Source organism: Lederbergia sp. B243.17 (assembly GCF_057657925.1).
The window spans coordinates 270,586-291,226 of the sequence record NZ_JBWBKF010000097.1; the positions used below are offsets into that span (position 1 = coordinate 270,586).

The 20,641-nt window shown below is 48.6% G+C and carries 18 protein-coding genes; 6 read left to right on the forward strand and 12 right to left on the reverse strand.

Annotated elements, in window-relative coordinates; translation table 11 throughout:
* Positions 1–140 precede the first annotated feature (140 nt).
* Positions 141–1,859: an acetate--CoA ligase gene (acsA, locus tag AC0TWI_RS21495; RefSeq protein WP_488128383.1), complete on the reverse strand. Its 1,719-nt coding sequence runs from the start codon at positions 1,857–1,859 to the stop codon at positions 141–143.
* Positions 1,860–2,030: 171 nt separating this feature from the next.
* On the opposite strand from acsA, the gene AC0TWI_RS21500 reads away from it, so the two are divergent.
* From AC0TWI_RS21500 to AC0TWI_RS21510, 3 genes are read left to right on the forward strand one after another with little or no spacing between them, the layout of a single operon-like run.
* Complete coding sequence (locus AC0TWI_RS21500; RefSeq protein ID WP_488128384.1) at positions 2,031–2,663, forward strand: GNAT family N-acetyltransferase; 633 nt, start codon at positions 2,031–2,033, stop codon at positions 2,661–2,663.
* Positions 2,664–2,692: 29 nt separating this feature from the next.
* Positions 2,693–3,340 carry an acetoin utilization AcuB family protein gene (locus tag AC0TWI_RS21505; protein WP_488128385.1) on the forward strand — a complete coding sequence of 216 codons (648 nt, stop codon included), beginning with the start codon at positions 2,693–2,695 and terminating at the stop codon, positions 3,338–3,340.
* Positions 3,337–4,527, forward strand: coding sequence for an acetoin utilization protein AcuC (locus tag AC0TWI_RS21510; protein WP_488128386.1), 1,191 nt, complete (start codon positions 3,337–3,339; stop codon positions 4,525–4,527). Before AC0TWI_RS21505 ends, AC0TWI_RS21510 begins: the two co-directional genes overlap by 4 nt.
* On the opposite strand, the gene ccpA is transcribed toward AC0TWI_RS21510, so the two are convergent.
* The gene (gene ccpA / locus AC0TWI_RS21515) at positions 4,524–5,537 is read right to left on the reverse strand and encodes a catabolite control protein A (RefSeq protein WP_488128387.1); all 1,014 of its coding nucleotides are present in this window, start codon (positions 5,535–5,537) and stop codon (positions 4,524–4,526) included. The two genes, AC0TWI_RS21510 and ccpA, sit on opposite strands and share 4 nt — an antisense overlap.
* Before the next feature lie 329 nt (positions 5,538–5,866).
* Between ccpA and AC0TWI_RS21520 the strand changes: the two genes are divergently transcribed.
* Positions 5,867–8,056, forward strand: coding sequence for a cell division FtsA domain-containing protein (locus AC0TWI_RS21520; RefSeq protein WP_488128388.1), 2,190 nt, complete (start codon positions 5,867–5,869; stop codon positions 8,054–8,056).
* Between the two features lie 72 nt (positions 8,057–8,128).
* Here AC0TWI_RS21520 and AC0TWI_RS21525 read toward each other — a convergent pair whose 3' ends face one another.
* The 4 genes from AC0TWI_RS21525 to AC0TWI_RS21540 form a co-directional block, all read right to left on the reverse strand.
* Positions 8,129–8,671 (reverse strand): YtxH domain-containing protein, encoded by a 543-nt coding sequence (locus AC0TWI_RS21525; protein ID WP_488128389.1) that lies wholly within the window; start codon positions 8,669–8,671, stop codon positions 8,129–8,131.
* A gap of 54 nt (positions 8,672–8,725) precedes the next feature.
* On the reverse strand, positions 8,726–9,208 hold the full coding sequence (locus AC0TWI_RS21530) for a DUF948 domain-containing protein (protein WP_488128390.1): 483 nt from the start codon (positions 9,206–9,208) through the stop codon (positions 8,726–8,728).
* 234 nt (positions 9,209–9,442) lie between these two features.
* Positions 9,443–10,762, reverse strand: coding sequence for a UDP-N-acetylmuramate--L-alanine ligase (gene murC, locus AC0TWI_RS21535; RefSeq protein ID WP_488128391.1), 1,320 nt, complete (start codon positions 10,760–10,762; stop codon positions 9,443–9,445).
* A 208-nt stretch (positions 10,763–10,970) separates the two neighbouring features.
* Positions 10,971–13,988 (reverse strand): DNA translocase FtsK, encoded by a 3,018-nt coding sequence (locus AC0TWI_RS21540; RefSeq protein WP_488128392.1) that lies wholly within the window; start codon positions 13,986–13,988, stop codon positions 10,971–10,973.
* A 131-nt stretch (positions 13,989–14,119) separates the two neighbouring features.
* Here AC0TWI_RS21540 and AC0TWI_RS21545 point away from each other — a divergent pair, with 131 nt between their 5' ends.
* Positions 14,120–14,776 (forward strand): YhcN/YlaJ family sporulation lipoprotein, encoded by a 657-nt coding sequence (locus AC0TWI_RS21545; protein WP_488128393.1) that lies wholly within the window; start codon positions 14,120–14,122, stop codon positions 14,774–14,776.
* A gap of 116 nt (positions 14,777–14,892) precedes the next feature.
* Here the strand turns inward: AC0TWI_RS21545 and AC0TWI_RS21550 are convergent, their stop codons facing one another.
* A complete protein-coding gene (locus AC0TWI_RS21550) occupies positions 14,893–15,093 on the reverse strand; it encodes a hypothetical protein (protein ID WP_488128394.1) in 201 nt (66 codons plus the stop codon).
* A gap of 50 nt (positions 15,094–15,143) precedes the next feature.
* A complete protein-coding gene (locus AC0TWI_RS21555; RefSeq protein ID WP_488128395.1) occupies positions 15,144–16,157 on the reverse strand; it encodes a 2-hydroxyacid dehydrogenase in 1,014 nt (337 codons plus the stop codon).
* Positions 16,158–16,259: 102 nt separating this feature from the next.
* On the opposite strand from AC0TWI_RS21555, the gene iadA reads away from it, so the two are divergent.
* A complete protein-coding gene (gene iadA, locus AC0TWI_RS21560; RefSeq protein WP_488128396.1) occupies positions 16,260–17,432 on the forward strand; it encodes a beta-aspartyl-peptidase in 1,173 nt (390 codons plus the stop codon).
* Positions 17,433–17,483: 51 nt separating this feature from the next.
* On the opposite strand, the gene ytpR is transcribed toward iadA, so the two are convergent.
* The 4 genes from ytpR to AC0TWI_RS21580 form a co-directional block, all read right to left on the reverse strand.
* On the reverse strand, positions 17,484–18,086 hold the full coding sequence (ytpR, locus tag AC0TWI_RS21565; protein WP_488128397.1) for a YtpR family tRNA-binding protein: 603 nt from the start codon (positions 18,084–18,086) through the stop codon (positions 17,484–17,486).
* 14 nt (positions 18,087–18,100) lie between these two features.
* Positions 18,101–18,907 carry a DUF1444 domain-containing protein gene (locus tag AC0TWI_RS21570; RefSeq protein ID WP_488128398.1) on the reverse strand — a complete coding sequence of 269 codons (807 nt, stop codon included), beginning with the start codon at positions 18,905–18,907 and terminating at the stop codon, positions 18,101–18,103.
* A 300-nt stretch (positions 18,908–19,207) separates the two neighbouring features.
* A complete protein-coding gene (locus AC0TWI_RS21575) occupies positions 19,208–20,224 on the reverse strand; it encodes a phosphotransferase (protein ID WP_488128399.1) in 1,017 nt (338 codons plus the stop codon).
* Entirely contained in the window at positions 20,221–20,445 is a 225-nt protein-coding gene (locus tag AC0TWI_RS21580) for a hypothetical protein (RefSeq protein WP_488128400.1), read from the reverse strand. Before AC0TWI_RS21580 ends, AC0TWI_RS21575 begins: the two co-directional genes overlap by 4 nt.
* Between the last annotated feature and the right edge of the window lie 196 nt (positions 20,446–20,641).

Below are 20,641 nucleotides of genomic sequence, written 5' to 3' on the forward strand. Positions count from 1 at the left end.
AGACAAAACAAAAAGCAGGAGAAGAAAAGTGTACCTTTTTCTTCTCCTGCTTTTTGTTTAGGCGCCTAAACAATAGAAAAGCGGGACCTTCAATCAATCCCGCTTTTCCGAAGTGCTGCAAAGCCGCAGCTTCCTTTCTATCAGTCTTCCATTGTCGACAGGTCGCCTGTCGGTAAGTTCAGCTCCCATGCTTTCAGCACGCGGCGCATGATTTTTCCGCTTCTTGTTTTCGGCAGTTTATCCTTAAACTCAATTTCCCGAGGAGCCGCATGGGCAGCGAGCCCTTTTTTCACGAAATTGCGGATATCTTCCTTCAGTTCATCTGTAGGCTCATTGCCGTCAACGAGGGCAACGAAAGCTTTAATGATTTCGCCGCGGACAGGATCAGGCTTGCCGATGACACCTGCTTCCGCTACAGCCGGATGCTCAAGGATTTTGCTCTCTACCTCGAACGGTCCGACACGCTCTCCAGACGTCATGATCACGTCATCTACCCGGCCTTGGAACCAGAAATAGCCTTCCTCGTCCATATAAGCGGAGTCACCCGAGACATACCAGTCACCAGGGAGGAAATAAGATTGATACTTTTCAGGGTTGTTCCAGATTTCATGCATCATCGCCGGCCAGCCCTTCTTGATCGCAAGATTGCCCATCCGGTTCGGAGGAAGCACATTGCCGCTGTCGTCCACGATGGCAGCCTCTACCCCAGGAATCGGCTTACCCATTGAACCCGGCTTGATCTCAATACATGGATAGTTGGCGATCAGAAGCGCACCGGTTTCTGTCATCCACCACGTATCATGGATCCGCTTATTGAATACTTTCATCCCCCAGCGGATGACTTCTGGATTGAGCGGTTCACCGACACTGAGGACATGCCTGAGGCTTGAAAGGTCGAACTTTTTGACCAGTTCATCACCGGCGCTCATAAGCATCCGGAAAGCCGTCGGTGCACTATACCATACAGTCACTCCATAGTCCTCAATCGTCTGGTACCATCCTTCCGGCTTGAAACGGCCGCCGACAATCACATTGGATGCACCTGTCAACCACGGGCCAAAAATTCCGTACGAAGTGCCTGTAACCCAGCCTGGATCTGCCGTGCACCAGTAAACGTCCTCCTCTTGCAGGTCAAGAATCCATCTTGCTGTCTGCTCATGCTGGATCATCGCATTATGTACATGAAGGACCCCTTTTGGCCTGCCAGTTGAGCCGGAAGTATAGTGAAGGATCATACCGTCCCTGCGGTCTACCCATTCGATTTCGAGATCTTTGCTCGCTTCTCCCATCCGTTTCTGGAAGTCTACAAATCTGTCGGTCTCTTCAACCGCTTCTCCCACCAAGAAAATTTTCTCCAGCTTCGGAAGTTCTTCGACCGGTACGCGCGGCAGCAGCTCAGGAGTCGTAATTAGCGCTTTTGCCTCACTGTCCTCCAGGCGGTCTTTCACAGCACCTTCCATGAAAGCTTCAAATAGCGGACCGACAATCGCTCCGAGCTTGATCGCGCCGAGGATGGCAAAATAAAGCTCTGGGGAACGCGGCATGAATACAAATACTCTGTCTCCCTTAACGATTCCTCCATGCTCCTTCAGCACGTTGCCCGCTTTATTTGTCATATCCTTCATTTCTTTGAAAGTATATTTTTCGTTTCGTTGATCGTCCCGGTAATAGAGTGCTACTTTGTTTTTTCGGAAGGTTTCGGCATGGCGGTCAATTGCTTCGTACGCCATATTGACCCGGCCTGTCTCATGCCAGGAGAACCTTTTTTCCGTCTCGGACCAGTCGAAATTTGCATATGTTTCATCATAATTTTCCAGATTGTACTGTCCCTCAATGATTGGCAACGTTTTCAATTCCATTTTTCCAACTCCCTTAACAGTTATATCATTATATGATTCCTCTATTATAATCTTTCCCAGCACTATTCTCAATTTTTTCACATTCATTTGACAAATTCGTGTTTTGAGTTTCTTGCCCGCATCAATCCTTGTATAATGAGATCAGTAGCAAACTTTGAAGGAGGCGGCTGAGTGGAACATAAAAAGACGTTCCATCGCATGGATTTGCCAACAGCGCGTGGGGAGTTGACGATTGAAGGTCCGATTGCTGCAGAAGTATTGGCCGGGCTTGATTTTCATGAAGATCTCGTTGCTTTCCGCCCTGCACCGAAGCAGCATAAGGCGCTGATCGGGATAGCGGAGCTTCCTGAGGGCAGAATCATCGTGGCGAGAAAGGGAAATCTCGTCGTTGGTTATGTAACCTATCTGTACCCTGACCCTCTTGAACGATGGTCCCAGGGAAATATGGAGAACCTGATTGAGCTCGGGGCGATTGAAGTTATCCCCGAATTCCGCAGCTCTGGCGTTGGCAAGGGGTTGTTGAAAGTCTCGATGATGGACGATGCAATGGAAGACTATATCATCATCACAACAGAATATTACTGGCACTGGGATATGAAAGGAACGGGCCTGGACATCTGGGCATACAGAAAAGTGATGGAAAAGATGATGAATTCCGGCGGACTCATCTGGTATGCGACAGATGACCCGGAAATCACTTCCCACCCGGCAAACTGCCTGATGGTGCGGGTCGGGAAAAGAGTCGACCAAGAATCGGTCGAAAAGTTTGACCAGATTCGCTTTGTCCACCGATTCATGTATTAAAGACTGAGGCCAAAGAGGAGTTGAGCTGAATGATTGTCGAACAAATCATGACAAAAGAGGTAGCGGTGCTGGCGCCGGAAGACTCCATCAGGTCGGCCGTACAGCTGATGCGCGACAGGAAGATCCGACATTTGCCGATTGCGACAGGTGACCGCCAGCTTGTGGGACTCGTGACCGAAAGGGATATCAAATATGTCACGCCTTCTGTCCTCAACAGCTTTCAGCTGGCAGAGACGCTGGAGAATCCCCTCTCCTCCATCATGACCAAAAATATTATTACCGGACATCCGCTTGATTTTGTAGAGGAAATCGCGGTACTGTTTTACAACCATAAGATTGGGTGCATGCCGATCGTCCGGGGAAAAAGGATTGAGGGGATTGTCACATCCACAGACCTGCTTCACACAATGGTTGAGCTGACCGGTGCCCATAAGCCCGGCTCCCAGATTGAAATCAGGGTTGAGGATAAGCCTGGCGTCCTATACGAAGTAGCCGGTATTTTCAAAGAGTTGAAAGTGAATGTACAAAGCGTGCTCGTGTACCCGGATTCCGAGGAAGAAGGGCATAAGGTGCTTGTATTCCGGGTTTCCACAATGAATCCGCTGCTCATGATCGAAAAGCTGAAAAACGAAGGACTTCATGTTTTGTGGCCGAACATGCCAGGGATGCCGGGATGAAAAAAGACTCGGTTTTCATTTACGCAGATGATTTACTGACATACCGTTTTTCCGATGACCATCCTTTCAATCAGATGAGACTGAAGCTCACCCTCGAACTGCTTGAGGAAATGGGTGCCATTTCCGCTGATGATATTGTTGCACCACGGATGGCTGAAATCGAAGACCTGAGGCTCAATCATGAGCAGGCATTCATCGAAGCCGTCATCCAAGCGGGAAGCGGCGGGCTATCTTCTTCAAAGGCTGAAAGCTTTGGTATTGGCACGGAGGATACACCCATTTTTCCTGGAATGCATGAAGCGAGCGCACAGCTCGTTGGAGGAACCTTAACGGCAGTTGACTGGGTTATGCAAGGGAAGGCCAATCACGCCGTTCATCTTGGCGGCGGGCTTCATCATGGCTTCCGCGGGAGAGCATCAGGTTTTTGCGTGTACAATGACAGTGCCGTTGCGATTCATTATTTACAGAAAAAATATGGTGCCCGGGTATTGTATGTGGATACTGACGCCCATCATGGAGACGGGGTTCAATGGTCCTTTTACGATGACCCGGATGTTTGCACCCTCTCCCTGCATGAGACCGGCCGATATTTATTTCCCGGCACAGGCAATGTAAATGAATGGGGACAGGGAAAAGGATACGGGTATTCCTTCAATATTCCACTCGATGCGTTTACGGAGGATGAATCCTTTCTGGAAGCGTATACAAGCTCCCTTCGTGAAGTGACAGAGTATTTCCGACCGGATGTGATTCTCACCCAAAACGGCGCCGATGCCCATTATTTTGACCCGCTCACTCATCTGTCTGTGACGATGAACACCTACCGGGAGATTCCAAAGCTTGCCCATCAGATTGCACATGAATACTGTGATGGGAAGTGGATCGCAGTCGGAGGCGGCGGATACGACATATGGCGTGTCGTTCCGAGGGCTTGGGCACTGATCTGGCTCGAAATGACCGGTCAAGCGGACAAAGCCAGCGGTCGGCTGCCAGAGGCGTGGCTCAAGCACTGGCAAAAAAAATCTCCGGTTCTGCTTCCGGATAACTGGGACGACCCCGCGGATATGTACAAGCCGATTCCCCGAAAAGAAGAAATCGAGGAGAAAAATCGCCAGACATTGGAGCGTGCCCTGTTCCTCGTCAGACAGCAGCTGGAACAGGTCAATGAAAAAAACGGACTCGTTTAAGAGTCCGTTTTCCTTTTTGTAGAATCGCGCATCTCGAGACGATGCGGCAGAATTACATTTTTGTTTGCGATTTCCTCTTTGTTCATCAGCTTTGTCAGAAGCCTCATGGCAACGGCGCCGATGTCATAGAGCGGGTGGACGATCGCAGAAAGACGCGGCCGAACCATCAAGGACAATTTTGTGTTATCAGAAGTGATCACTTCCAAGTCCTCTGGAATCGATAATCCTGCATCCTGGGCGCTGTGAAGCACACCGATCGCCATTTCATCATTTCCTGCTAGGACAGCAGTCGGTCTCTTTTCAAGAGCACTTAATTGCTCCCATGCCTCCAAACCTGATTCATATGTGTCATCGCCTGCAACGACGAGCTCCTCACGGAAGGAAATCCCTGCCTTCTCCAGAGCTTCTTTGAAGCCCGGAACTTTTGCAATAGAATTGATTTCGTCATCAACCGGTCCTGAAACAAAGGCGATATCCCGGTGACCTTCATCGATCAACGCCTGAACCGCATCTGCAGTTGCCTGGCGGTAGTCAATGTTTACGGATGGGATAACGTTTGTCGGTTCGATGGAACCGGCAAGTACAATCGGTACCGGCGAACGCTTAAACTCCGCCACATGGGCCTCTGTTACATGGCCGCTCATAAATACAATTCCATCCACCTGTTTACCGAGCATCGTATTAAGCAGCCGAAGCTCCTTGTCCTCATTCTGGTCGGAGTTGCTCAAGATGATGTTGTATTTATACATCGTTGCAATATCTTCAATCCCTCTGGCCAGCTCTGCGTAAAACGTGCTGGAAATGTCAGGGATGATCACACCGACAGTTGTCGTCTTCTTGCTCGCCAATCCTCTCGCTACAGCATTTGGACGGTACTCAAGCCTGTCGATCACTTCCATGACTTTCTTTCTTGTTGCCGGTTTTACATTCGGATTCCCGTTCACCACCCGGGAAACAGTTGCCATTGAAACATTCGCCTCGCGGGCTACATCATATATTGTTACGTTCAATCTAATCACTCTCCTTATAGAACCATTTCATCTGAAGAGAAATACATAAAGTGAGCTTCTCGGTTTTAGACGGAATTCTATTCTTTATATTCTCTGCATGTCTTCTCATAATCATACGACACGAAACGCATGAGGCGCAAACGATTCCCATCAATTGTGAAAAACTTTTCATACTTTTAGGCGAAAATGAGAAATTGAACGCCAAAACGATGGTATCCCTCCCCCTATCTTCTATTTAACTGGGGTTTATGGTACATTTTTTATACTACTCCTTTTTAACCCGTTGATACGGGCCGGAAAGCATTGATTCTAACAAGCAGGTGGTTCGGATGAGCGAAAAACAAATATTTGCCCTTGATATCGGCACACGGACAGTTGTCGGCATCATACTGACTGAAAACGGAAACTCCTATCATGTAAAAGACATTGTAGTAAGAGAGCACCGGGAAAGAGCGATGCTGGATGGGCAGATCCATGACATCACTGCTGTTGCCGAAGTGATAAAGGAAGTAAAGGCCGTGCTGGAAGAACAGCATGGTCCCCTTCGAAAAGTGTGCGTAGCAGCTGCCGGCAGAGCACTGAAAACCGAACGCGCCTCCGCTTCTACTGGCATATCCGGCAAGCCGATGCTGGAAAGGGAGGATATCCTTTATCTAGAGCTGACAGCTGTCCAGCAGGCTCAGGCGGCTGTGGCTGAAAAGCAGACAGCCGATGCGTTTAATGCCTATTATTGTGTCGGCTATTCTGTCCTTCATTACTCCCTTGATGGCGAGCCGATCGGCAATTTGATTGATCAGCAGGGCGATGATGCTTCAGTAGAAATCATCGCGACTTTCCTTCCGAGAGTTGTTGTCGATTCTTTGATAAAAGCTCTCAAACGAGCAGGATTGGAGCTTGATGCGCTAACACTGGAGCCGATAGCTGCAATCAATGTTCTCGTTCCCCCGACAATGAGAAGATTGAATGTTGCCCTCGTTGATGTCGGAGCCGGGACGTCGGATATCGCACTGACTGATGAAGGGACTGTTATCGCCTATGGAATGGTTCCTGTTGCCGGTGATGAAGTGACAGAAGCAATCAGCGATGCCCTTCTGCTGGATTTCCCGGAGGCTGAACAAGCCAAAAAAAACTTATGGCAGAACGAGTCGATCCTTGTGAAAGACATCCTCGGATTTGAAACGACGATTTCCAAATCGGAGGCCGTTGAACAGATATCGCCTGCCATCGATAAACTCGCCTCCTCAATCAGCGGAGAAATCAAACAGCTGAACAACGGCAAGCCGCCAAAAGCGGTCATGCTTGTTGGAGGAGGCAGCAAGACGCCTGAATTGCCGGCAAGACTGGCACACAGTCTTGGTCTGCCGGAAAACCGGGTCGCGATCCGCGGCGCCGATGCAATTCAAGGGCTCAGTTTTGATGAAAAGATTCCCGGCGGCCCAGAAAATATCACACCGATCGGAATTGCTATTTCCGCCCGCCGGTCCCCTATCCATTATGTAACAGCAACAGTGAACAACCGGACAGTCCGCATGTTCGAAATCAAGCGATTGACTGTCGGCGACTGCCTTGTTGCATCTGGCATCCAAGTCGGTAAGCTTTATGGAAGACCGGGATTAGCCTCTTTTGTCACAGTTAATGGCCAGCCTGTCACCATTCCCGGCACTTACGGAATGCCGCCCATTATCCTAAGAAATGGAGAACCGGCTGCATTGGAGGATTTCGTCTCTGACGGGGATGAAATCCTTGCAGAAAAAGGCGAGGATGGAGAAGCCTCCCTCGTCAAAATCCGTGATTTCTTTGACCAGCTTCCAAAGAAGGAGGTCAGTGTCAACGGTGTTGCCCACACCATTCAATCACAGGTCATTCGGAACGGAAAAAAAGTTTCCCTTGATGAGGTAATTAAAGATAAAGACATCATCCAGCTCGAAACACCGGATACGATCGAGTCTGCCTTCCGAATTCTGGGATTTGCCGGCCTGCTTGAAGAAATACGGCCATTCCGAATCACTCTTGACCGCCGTGAGCTTTTCATCCCGGCTTTCTCCTCTGTCCTGCTGCTTAACGGCCAAGAAACAAAACCCGAAGCAAAAATACCGGATGGCAGTGACATTGTGATCCGAAAGAAAGCTACTCCGACAGCAGAGAAATTGGCTCAGGTCCTCCAGTATGAAATAAGAAGATCCATCACAGTCACCTTCAATGGTGAAGCGGTTACGATTGAAAAAACCGGCTCTTCGCTTTACCGGAACGGACGGGAACTGAAACCTGATGACTTAGTCCGCAACGGAGATGAGCTTCAGCTTGACCAGGGAGCAGTCAGTCCCTTCATTTTCCAGGACGTGTTCAAATACGTTGAAATTGATCGGCCTTCTCCATCGGCAAGCCATTTTGTCCTCCTGAATAACGGAAGCGAAGCAGCCTTCCACTCTCCAATCGGCCATGGAGACCGCCTTGAAATTATTTGGCCGGACACTCCGTCACCGAATATGCCAAAAGCGGGCCAGACTTGGGAAAGATAAGGCCGGTTCTCTTGTGAAGAACCGGCTCCTCTACACAAAACGCTCAGAGACCGCAGTCTCTGAGCGCAAGCATCAATCATTCATTCGATTATTCATTTGGTCTGCGAGCTGCTGTGTCTTCTCAGCTACCACATCAGTCGACTGGTGAGCAGCTGCTTTCATGCCATCCGCCGTATCCTTCGCCATTTCCGCTGCATCGTCTGCATGGTCTTTGGCCATTTGTGCTGCACCGTCTGCTGCTTCCTTCGTCATATCAGCCAGCTGGTCTGTCGTCGTCTGTGCCGTGTTGCGCAGCTGTTCCGCTTTATCTTTCACAGTTCCAGCAAGATCGCTGCCTTTTTGCATGGCTGCATCTTTTAGCTGGCTTGTTTTTTCCATTGCTGCGGATGTAAGGTCAGAACCTTTTTCCATCAGATCGGAGCCTTTTTCCATCACGGTCTCTTTCCAGCCGTCGCTCTTGTCGCGGAGTGCTTCCATCTGCTCATTGAGATCGCTGCGCAGCTCTTTGCCTGACTTCGGTGCCATTAGCAGCGCTGTCACGGCTCCTACAAGACTTCCAAGTACAACACCTGTCATAAAGTTTCCTGAATTGTTGTTATTGTTTTGGTTGCTCATCTTTACCATCCTCCTTCAAAGTCAAAGTAGCCTGTCCGCAAGGGCTGTTTCGATTCAGCGCCCGCCCGACAATTGCTGGGTATGGATCATAACTTCTTTTTCTGGTATATGTTTCTTTTCCTTTTCCTTTTTCCCGCCAAACCACTTTTCTTTAATTTCCTTTGCAACCATGCTCCACTGGGCAACCTGCGCAATTTTGTCATGGTTTTGGTTGATTGTAGCCGATACAGAGCTGGCTACATTCTGCAGGGAATGATTCAAGGTCTGAACCGTTCCTCCGACTTCCTTCACTGCAACAACCACAGTGTCCAGCTTCTCAACTTTCCCTTGGATATCCTCTGCAAGTGCGTTCGTCTTATGGAGAAGCATCGTCGTCTCTCCTGTCACGCCCTTCAATTGGGTCTCAAGCCCGTCCAAAGTTTTTGACACGCTTTCCAAAGTGTCCTTCATCGCTTTAAGTGTCTTCGTCAAGCTGATGACAAGAATTAAGAATGCGATCGCAATAACTGCAACACTTAAATAAAGTATAATTTTCATCTGTCCGTGCACCTCCCGTATGTACAATTGCCTTTACCCTTGTTTTTTCCGCCATAAACACGGCTTCCCTACTACTTCTCTATTGCGTCTAATTTTCCCTTTTTTCGGCGTTATATTTCTCTATTTCGACAATTAGTCTGCACTTGGAATTGAATTCTATTCCAGCATCACAAAAAAAACTGCCTTCTAAAAAGGCAGTCGAATGCTGCATGCTGTCAGAAGCAGGCAGACCTATTATAAAGCTTTCCTGAATTGCTGCTGGACCAGGCCTTCATATGCGGCTTGGAATTTCTGAATATCCCCGGCCCCCATAAAGATGAGCACGGCATTCGGGTAGGCAAGCAATGGAGTTGTGTCATCCTCTTGAAGAATCTCGGAGCCGTCAATTCTCTCTTTCAGGTCCTGGATGGAGAGCGCACCATGGTTTTCTCTTGCAGAACCGAAAATTTCGCAAAGAAACACTTTGTCCGCTCCACCCAGGCTATCCGCAAATTCACCGAGGAAAGTCTGAGTACGCGTGAATGTATGCGGCTGGAAAACAGCGATAATTTTCCGGTCGGGATACTTCTGTCTAGCCGCACTGATTGTCGCGCGCACTTCTGCAGGATGATGGGCATAATCATCAATCAGAATCTGGTTGCCCATCTTCTTTTCTGTAAACCGGCGTTTGACGCCTTCAAATGTCTTGATTTGCGCTTGAACGATATCCGTGCTTACCCCTTCATAATGACAGATTGCAATGACCGAAAGAGCATTCAGCACATTGTGATCTCCATAAGTCGGGATTTCAAAAGACGCATAGAAATCATTCCGTACATAGACGTCGAATTTCGTTCCTTCGGTCGACTTCTCGATGTTCCGCGCCTGAAAATCATTCCCCGGCCCAAAGCCATAGAAAATAACGGGCACCGCTGCCTGGATCTTTTGCAGCTGCTCATCATCTCCGTAAGCGATAATCGCTTTTCCAACATGCTTAGCCATTTCCTGAAAGGCAGAAAACACATCGTCAATATTTGCAAAGTAATCCGGATGGTCAAAATCAATATTCGTCATGATCGCATAATCCGGATAATAGGACAGGAAGTGTCGGCGGTATTCACAAGCTTCGAACACAAAACATTCCGCTTGCTTAATACCGCTGCCTGTTCCGTCTCCGATCAGAAAAGATGTTGGCTTGGCGCCCCTCATCACGTGGGATAAAAGGCCGGTTGTCGATGTCTTCCCATGAGAACCTGTTACGGCAATGCTCGTAAAGTTTTTCAGGAAGTCGCCTAGAAAGGCATGGTAGCGAATGACCGGCACATTTTGCCGATGTGCTTCCTCGATCTCCTCATGCGTGTCCGGAAATGCATTGCCGGCAATCACAGTCAAGCCCTGATGAATGTTCTCCCTCTGAAAAGGCAGAATTTTAATATTCGAGTCTTCCAGGGCAGCCTGGGTAAAAAAGTACTTTCCCACATCAGATCCCTGCACCTCATATCCCATATCGTGAAGGATTTGTGCAAGTGCGCTCATCCCGGAGCCTTTAATACCGACGAAATGGTATATAGTCATATTTGAACCTCCAACAATCGTCTATCTGTACGCATTATATGTATTGCTGCGCACATTTGCTAAACCGATTCATTTTTGTAGTTTTTCCTATAGTATAAACGGCCGCTGCATTAGTATGTAGTGGAAAATGGTCGATGCATTTGACCATTATATCACTATCAGCGTCGAATGACTATAAGAAGCCGTCTAAGATGTGTCAAGCAGCGGCTTAGTTAGCCAGAGTCTCTTTCAGCAGCTCAAGATCTGCTTCTCCCGCCAGGACGTCCCGGGCTTTGCTTCCTTTTGAGCCGGAGATGATTCCTCGTTCTTCCATCATACTCATTAGTCTGGCCGCCCTGTTATAGCCAATGCGGTACTGCCGCTGCAGCAAAGAAGTGGAGGCGGATCCTTGAGCGATGACAAACTCGCATGCCTCCATAAACAATTCGTCTTCGTCTTCCTGGATTTGTGCCTTTTTCAATAATTCGTCCTGCTCAAACAAATAGTCAGGAGCTCCCTGGCTGCGCACATGTTCGATCACCCGGTCAATCTCTTCGTCCGATACAAACGTTCCTTGAAGACGGACTGGTTTTGAAGAGCCGCTGTCCAAAAACAACATATCCCCTCTGCCAAGCAGACGCTCTGCCCCGCTAATATCGATAATTGTTCGAGAATCGACCTGGGAGGATACGGAAAAGGCGATCCTTGTCGGTACATTCGCTTTAATCAGGCCAGTAATAACATCAACAGACGGGCGCTGAGTCGCAATCAGAAGATGGATTCCACAGGCACGGGCTTTTTGCGCGATACGGCATATGGATTCTTCCACATCAGCCGGCGCCATCATCATCAGATCTGCTAACTCATCAATCACAATGACGAGATACGGCAGCCGGTCACTGTGTTGTCCGCTATTTTCCGCCAATTGGTTAAAACGGCTGATGTCCCTGACACTTGCATGGGCAAACAGCTCATAACGGCGCTCCATCTCCTCGACCGCCCATTTTAGCGCAGCCGTTGCCGCTTTTACATCCGTAATGACCGGGCTGACGAGGTGCGGTATATGATTGTAAGGGGCAAGTTCTACCATCTTCGGGTCGATCAGCATCAGCTTCAAGTCCTCTGGGGACGCCTTGTACAGCAGACTGATCAAAATCGAATTGATGCAGACACTTTTCCCTGATCCTGTCGCTCCTGCAATCAGGCCATGGGGCATTTTCCGAATATCTGTGACGACAGGAGTTCCGGAAATATCAAGGCCCAAGGCTGCTGTAAGAGGTGATTCGGAGTCATCAAACAACTCGCTTTCAATGATCTCACTCAGCTGGACCGGCCGGCTCGACTGATTTGGTATCTCAATCCCTACAGACCGCTTGCCTGGGATTGGCGCTTCAATCCGGATATCCTTAGCGGCCATGCTAAGCTTGATATCATCAATCAAATTGGTAATTTTGCTTACTTTGACGCCAGGATCTGGCTGGATTTCAAATCTCGTCACGGACGGCCCCTGGCTGACGTGGACTACACGGGCATGAACATTGAAGTTTATCAGCGTCTCATCAAGCAATGACGATTGCTCTTCAAGCCACTCAGTGTCTTCAGACGCACCGACAGGCCTGCTCAAAAGATCGGTCGATGGTGATTCATAATATTCATAGCTAACTTCGGCTGCATCAGGCGCTATTTCTACCTCTTCAGCAGTCAGCGCTTCTGCCTTTTCTGCCGCCGGCACTGCTGCTTCAGCCTGATAAGCCTGCTCAGCTGACGGCTCTGCTTCCTCCACTGAGGCCGCCTGCTCTTCGCCTATCACATGCAGGGACCTTTGCTGCTCGCGCAACTGCGCCTGCTTCCGGTATTCCCATCTTTTCCTGTCTTCCTTCAGCATCAGCACGTTAAATGGCATCTGCCCCCTGCTGCGCGGCCGCTCGAGTTCTTCGTCCTCCGACTCTGCGGATGGAACTTCCGAGAGCTCAACAACCGAATCAAGCATTTCCTCTTGAACGGCTTCAGCCTCTGCCAAGAATTCTTCTTCTTTAACAGTTTTTTTATTTTCAAGCGAAACTTCACAGGCAGCCTCGTCAGTTGCATGAATCGGTTCAACCGCAGCTTCTTGATTTTTTTGCAAAATCTGATCTTCAACTGCTTCATTCTCAAGTAAATCTTTCTGGACAAGCTTTTCAGCTGCAGATTGTTCTTCCTCACTGGTTATTTCGTCTTCAACCAGCATCCCTTCTGCTGCAAGCGCCAATCCATCGATAGGTTTTTCGTCCTTGGCGAAATGCTGATCTTCAACTGCTTCACTCACAAGTGAATCTTCCTGGTTTAGCTTTTCAACTGCAGATTGTTCTTCGGCACGAGTCTTTTCGTCTTCAACCGGCATCCCTTCTGCCTCAAGCGTCAATCCAACGATAGGCTCTTCTTCGACTAAATCGCGTTCTTTAGCTGCTTCACCTACAGGCATATCTTCCTTGTCAGTCTTTTCCAGAAACTGATGGGCAGGTTCTTTGTTTGGATTTTCGTCTGTCTCCGGATAAATGGACTCAGTCTCCTCAAGCACCCTTTCGAATCGCTGTGCAATGATCGCCGGGGTTTCTGACATATTTCCGGCTGCCTCTTCCTGCTTTTCTATCCGAACGCCTTCCACCTCAGCATTTCGTTCATCAGGAAGCTGGCCAGTTTCCTCACCAAAAGAGTGCTGTATTTCCTTCTCTTCCGCCATATCTCTATGTACTTCAGCTCCATCATTTCCAACCGAATGGGCCATCTCTTCCAGAATGACCTTAGGTTCGCTCTCTGTAAACGCAGACTCTGCGAGAAATGAATCCTGCAATTCATACTCAAATTCTGTCGTTTCTTCCTTTGGCACCGGCCGGCGGAAGCCAAAGATCGGTGACGGAATTTCTGTTGGCTGGAATGGCCGTTTATTCCTCGGCTCGATTTTATTTACGACGGGCCGTTTTGGTTCCCTCGATATCGTTTTCTGTTCCGGAGGCTTCCTCATTAAAGGCTGGCGGGGTTTAACTTGCTCCTTCTCCTTCTCCTTCTTCTCAACCGGTGTTGCCGTCTTTCGTGCCGGCTTGCGGACAGGATCTTCAATGAGTGGAAATCGGAAAGGCGCCTTTGGATATTCATATGTCATCCTCGTTTTCATCTCGCGCTGTTCCGATTGCAGCTGCTCTTCTTCAACAAAAACGTCTTCCTCTATTTCATTTTCCTTGTTGCCAAATATTTTTTTAAACCATTGCATTGTATCACTCTTTTCTATGTGCCGCATGAAGCAGCAGCGGTTGTTTCCATCAACTCATTATAACAAAAAAAAGGGATAAAAACGGAGCGCATTGGAACATTATTAAGGAATACCTATCAAGGAGGGGCAATATGAACTATTTTAAAACAGCAGCGACGATCAGCATCTTATCTATTGCTCTTTTCGGCTGCGGAACGGACAACCGCAACGCCGATCAATTCACAAGCAATGACAATAACGAGCCGCTTGGCGTTCGATACAACCCGCAAGACAATTTGAACGACGGGCAGCCAAACAGGCTTAGCACAGACAACCACCAGAACAACCAGGCGGACAACGGCAGAACAGGCGGCCGCAACTCCGGACAGCAAAGTGGGCAAAATGGCATCCTCGGTGATTACTCGGGAGGCACGGCCGGAAATAATGACCCCCAAGGCAGAAACCAAAATCAAATGGATGCCGGTGACAAAGCTGCAGCCCAAGTCGCAAAAATCAAGGGTATTGACCGTGCATACGTCATTGTCATGAACCGCAGCGCTTATGTGGCCGTGAAGCAAGATAATAATTCCAAACAGAAAATGTCTGAAGATGTGAAAAAACAAATATCGAACAAGGTGAAAGCAACCGACAATCGAATCGACAAAGTGTATGTTTCTGAGAACCCTGATTTCTTTGACAGAATGGGGCAGTACAGGAATGATTTGCAAAGTGGCAGACCGGTAAGCGGACTACTGGATGAATTTACCACAATGGTCGAGCGCATCTTCCCGACAAATCCGGCAAGATAATCCTAATCCGGATGGTGCCCGGAATGAGCGAGCACCTGTGCGGATAGAGCGACTGATCAAACGCAAAGGTCGCCCACTGCAAAAAAAGGAGAGGCTGCCGTCGGCATGCCTCTCTTTTAAAAAAATATTCCGATGATGACTAGCGCTCCCAATGCAAGTCCACCAATCGTGCTCACCATCTCCTTATTGAACCGGGATGGCTGGGCAGCAGGCGTGAAGTACTTAATATCATGCAGATCTTTCTCAACTTTATCCACTTTTTCTTTCAGTTCCCTTATTTCTTTCAGCAGTAGGTCATAATCCTCCCGATCAATCATAAGCTTCTCCTCCCTCTTCTATCGTATTACGGTTGAGCAGGAAATTTGTTTCACTTTTCCGCAAGGTTTGCGACCTCTCTCCCTGTAAGCGCGGCAATCAGATTATCCGCGGCCATCTTCGCCATCTTTATCCTTGTCGTCACACTTGCACTTCCAATATGCGGCAAAGCGACGAAGTTAGGCAAGGTGAGGAGCGGATGATCGGAATCGACCGGCTCCTTTTCGAAGACATCCATTCCGGCTGCCCATATTTCCCCCTTGTCCAGAGCATCATGGAGCGCATTTTCATCGACAAGCCCGCCGCGCGCCGTATTGATCAGAATGGCTGTTTTCTTCATTCGCCCAAGCTCCTCCTCACCAATAAGATGGTGGACGTCAGGACTGTATGGGAGAAGCAGCGAGACAAAGTCGGCTTCCTGCAAAAGCGTATCAAATGAACGATATTCCAGGCCTAATTCTTTTTCCAGTTCTTCTTTCCGGGTTCTGCTGCTGTATATCACTTTCATCCCGAACCCTTTCGCCCTCCTCGCGACCGCTTCTCCAATCCTCCCGAGTCCGACAATTCCAATCGTTGCGCCGTAAACGTCCATTCCAGTCAATTGCAGCGGCGACCACGTTTCCCATTTGCCGTCTTGCAGAAAGCGGGCAGATTCGACCACCCTTCTCGCAGTGGCGAGCAGTAAGGCAAATGTCAGATCGGCTGTCGTCTCCGTCAAGACTCCCGGCGTATTGGCAACGAGGATCTTCTTTTCCTTTGCAGATGCTATATCGATATGATCGTATCCGACTGACATCGTCGAAATTGCCTTTAGGTCCGGGGCTGCGCCGAGTAATTCGCGATCCACCTTTTCTGTAAGCATGCAGAGAAGCCCATCAGCACCTTTTATCTTTTCTAGCAGCGTTTCTCTGGGGATTGGTTGATTCTCCTCTGGCCAGGCATCGACAATAAACATATCCTCCAGCGGCCTCATTACAGATTCCGGCAATCTTCTCGTCACAACGATTTTCCTTTTCACATGAATTCCCCTTTTTACGGAAAGTGTCCTGTCCTCATACTTCTCCATTATCGATATTTCTCCTGCATCTCCTAGCGTTCTTTTTTCTATCCAAGCAGCAGAATGGTATAATTATTCAGGAACATTTATACACGAAGGGATCTGAAAAAGTTGCTGACACTTATCCAGAACGGCGAACTTTATGCACCAGAGTATTTGGGAAAAAAAGATATTTTAATCGTCGATCGTCGGATCGGCTTTATTGACGACAAAATCGAAATCCCTGAAGGATTCGTTGATATCCACGTCATCGATGCGTCGGGCAAATGGATCGTACCCGGCTTTATTGATGGGCATGTCCACATCACTGGCGGTGGCGGCGAGGGCAGCTATAAAACGAGAACACCGGAGCTTCAGCTGACGGATGCAACCTTAGCAGGCGTCACCACTTTGGTCGGCGTGATCGGTACAGATGGTACAACTCGGACGATGACAAATCTAATTGCAAAAGCGAGAGCTCTCGAAGAAGAAGGAATTTCCTGCTATGCGCAAACAGGTTCTTACCAGGTTCCTGTCAGAACGCTAACCGGAAAAATCGAGGACGATATCATTTTGATTGATAAGATTATCGGGGCCGGAGAAATCGCCATCGCCGATCACCGCTCCTCACAGCCGACAGCAGACGAACTCGCCAAAATCGCGTCTGCCGCGAGAATCGGCGGGATGCTTTCAGGCAAAGCGGGGGTTGTCAACGTACATGTGGGCGACAGCCATGATCATGTAAGCTTGATTGAAAAAGTGGTGGAAACGACTGATATCCCGCTTAAGCAATTTTATCCGACCCATATGAACAGGAACCCTCATCTTTTTGAAGCGGCAATTTCCTATGCAAAACGGGGCGGCTACGTTGATTTCACGACGAGCACGATTCCAAGCTTCCTTGAACAAGGTGAAGTGAAATGCAGCGAAGCACTAAAGCGGATGCTCGAAGCAGGGGTCGATCCTTCATTGATCACCTTTACATCAGACGCGCAGGGAAGCTTACCTGACTTTAATGAGAACGGCGAACTTGTCGGCCTGCAAATCGGGAAAGTCTCCTCACTCTTTGCCGAAGTAAGAGATGCCATCCTCGACGAGAAGATCGACCCCGCTACTGCCTTGCGGGTTATCACGGAAAATCCGGCTTCTATCCTGAAGCTTCACTCAAAAGGAACATTGTCCCCCGGGAAGGATGCCGATCTGGTTATCCTGACAAAAGAGGACCTGCAAATTGACAGCGTCTTTGCACTCGGAAAGCAAATGGTAAAAGAGGGGAAAGCAATTGTAAAAGGCACGTTCGAATAATTTTGTCCAAACGAAAACCCGTGACGCTAAAATTAGCGTCACGGGTTTTTATTAGATCGGAAATGCCTCACCCGGAGTATATTTCCCTTCCTCTAAAACAAGAATCCCTTTTTCCTGCGGTGCGTTCGGCAGAGCGAGTTCGCGCGCCGAACAGATCATTCCGCTTGAAGGAACCCCTCTCAGTTCGGCATCTTTGATGACCATTCCGCTCGGCATAACCGCTCCGACTTTTGCCACGACAACATGCTGCCCTGCCTCCACATTCGGAGCGCCGCATACGATTTGCAATTCATCTGAACCGACATTAACGACACAGATGCTTAGCTTGTCGGCATTCGGGTGCTTCTCTTTCGACTTCACATGGCCGACAACGAATTTCGGCGAGAAATCAGCCTCGATCTTTTCTTCAAAGCCGTTTGCTGCAATCGCCTGATTCAGCTTGGCAACAAGCTCCTCATCAAGCTCCACCTGGCCATTCGCCTCCAGTTCCACATAGTTGGAAGCATTAAAAAGGTTGAAACCTGCCGTTTCATTTGTCTCCTCATTAAAAATCCTTGCCACGTCACCTTTACGTTCAAAATTCCGGTGTTCGGCATCTTTAATGGAAATCAGTACCGTATCGCCTACCCCAATCCGATTATAAAAAACATTCATTTTGAAATCTCCTCTCACTTATCCTGTTTTCGATTTTTTCCCATGATAAAAATGGGCTCCAACTCGCCATCTTCATAAATGAATGAAAGTGCGGTGATGGGGACATTGCCAGCGGCAAAAAAGCTCATTGTCATCTGTGCCAGCACATCATATCCGGTATCATTGACAAGATCGCCGATGATCAGCACATCCTGATGGGGCACGGCGACAGCCATATCTCCCTTCACCGTTTCAGACATCTCCTGCAAAAACTTTTCATTCAGAATCCTGCTGGCATCATAGCCATCATTTTTATTCAAAAAATAAAAGTCATTGCCGGCAACGGTATCCTTTTTCATATTAGTAGCAAGCGATCTGACATTAAAGCGGGCCATCTCCCTGATCTCCTTCGGATCTAATCCCTCTTTTTCAATCAGACGCATGTCGAGCAGACGATATGTATTTCCCAAATCGAGCGCATAATAGATTCTCGTTTCTGCTGTATGTTCGTCCGTCATGAACGGGGTGCCGCTCGTCGTCTCCGTCGGAAAAGAGGTGGAGCGGATGACCGGATAAATCTTTTTCTCGCTTCCGGCCAGCGTCTGCTCTTTGCCCATTACACCAAGAGCCTCTTCGACATAGTAAACGACTTCGTCGATCGCCTTTTCCTTCTGCTCATGCCATTTAGCGACAATGCCGGACAACGCTACGTCGATGCCTTTGCCGGTCTCTTCATTTTCAATCCTGAGTGTCTCCTTTTCCCGGTCATAGACGAAGGAACGACCTTGACTTTGCAGCCGCGCCTCCAGCTCTTTGCGCAGTTTTTTCTCGTCCATTTTCATATAACTCACCCTCCTTGGGCAAATAGCTATCATCCATTTTACAACAAGCGGAGTCAAGACTCAAAGAATGAATGATCTTTGCTGGAAAGGGCAGTTGTTTCAAAAAAAAGTAACGAAGATCAGTCGAAAAACGATGGGGCAAATCGGGGTTTGAAATCAATCTCAAATGATTAACCGACTGAAGTTCCCTGCGGCTTCGTCTACAGCATCGCGAGCAATCCGCCGTCGACGATCGATTGGTAAGCATGAAAGAAACTCCAAAAACCCACTTTTCAAGGGTTCTTGGAGTCTTTTTCAGAATCAACCGTGCACAGGGCTGGTCTTCAGTTCATAAATTTTTTGAAGCGTATGGACATGCTTCTTCTTTTCGTCCTCGTCTTCTGTATGGAGATACCACTCCACAAGTCTGTACCCGAAAACGAGAAGGATCAACTCGTAGACACAATGATCGGTGATAGTGGATACGTTCGCGTGCTCCGAAAAGCCTTTGTAATACGCTGGGACACATCGCTTGTAGTATTCAACCATGTGATCGGTATCCGCTTCATCTGCAATCAGGCTTGCGAGATCCTCGCCCAGGTAGCCCCATCCGCTTGTATCCCAGTCAATGAGCGCGATTTTCCCGTCAGCATAGATCAGGTTGGCCACCCAGAAGTCCCGATGGCATAGAACAATGGGCAATTTTTCGATACGGGCGAGTATTTCGTCCGCTTGCTCATCGGCGTCGATGAGCATTTGCCGCACATACGGAGGAAAATCGCAATCGTCCGAGCGTATATAATCGTGAACGACCGGCCATGAGCGGTAGTGCAAATACGTATTCTTCATGAGGTCCACATGGCTAAGGTTTTTCAGGCTCTCCAGCACAACAGGCTGCTCCGCATACAGCTTGCCCTGATAGCGCCCTAACTCCAGCGCCGCTCGTTCAAACATGTCACCGGTCAAATCCAATCCGGTTACGCCATCGATATATTCCAGCCACAGCTGGAATTCATTTTCTTCGGCATTCATCTTGGCGTAATAACATATCGGCCAGCGGAAGGAATCCGTGAACGTCACTCCCAGGTCAGACGCATAGAGATCATATTCCCGGCGCCATGAACCCGGATCGCCGTAGCGCTCCCATTTCTTCTGGTTTTTCAGTACGAGCCGGTAAGGCAATTTTTCACCCTCCGCAGTTTCGGCGCTCCCCGTTACCAGGTATACACTTCCCACAGTTCCGCCCTGAAGTGGCGTGGTTTGGCAGTCGGCCGAGATGATATCCTTCTTGAATCTTCGGCTTAACACATATATCAACGTTTCGAATGTACTATTCATTTCTTCCCTCCCCCATTTTTCTTCGTTTGTTTACACCGCATGGCAGCCTCTCTGAGCACCACTATTACGTCGCCTCGCTCGATCATCACTTTAAAGCGCTCGCTCCTGCCGGGCAATAATTTACCGGGAACTACTTCTATTTCTGTATAGCCATAGCTTTTCAAATCTATCATCGTTTTGTTAGCTCCTTTAATCTTGTTTTTTGGACGCAAAAATGCCACGGACAAGCAGCCTCTATAGAAGCTGCTGTCGCGCGGCATTAGAACGCAAAAAGATACGACCTTCATCGTATCCTGCAAACAGCAATATTCACGAAAGGTTACTTTAGATGGCATACCAAATAAAACGGACGTTTCCCCGCTTTTTTCCCGTATGCCTGCTATTCAGCTTTAAGACCAAACCACCAAACAAGTAATT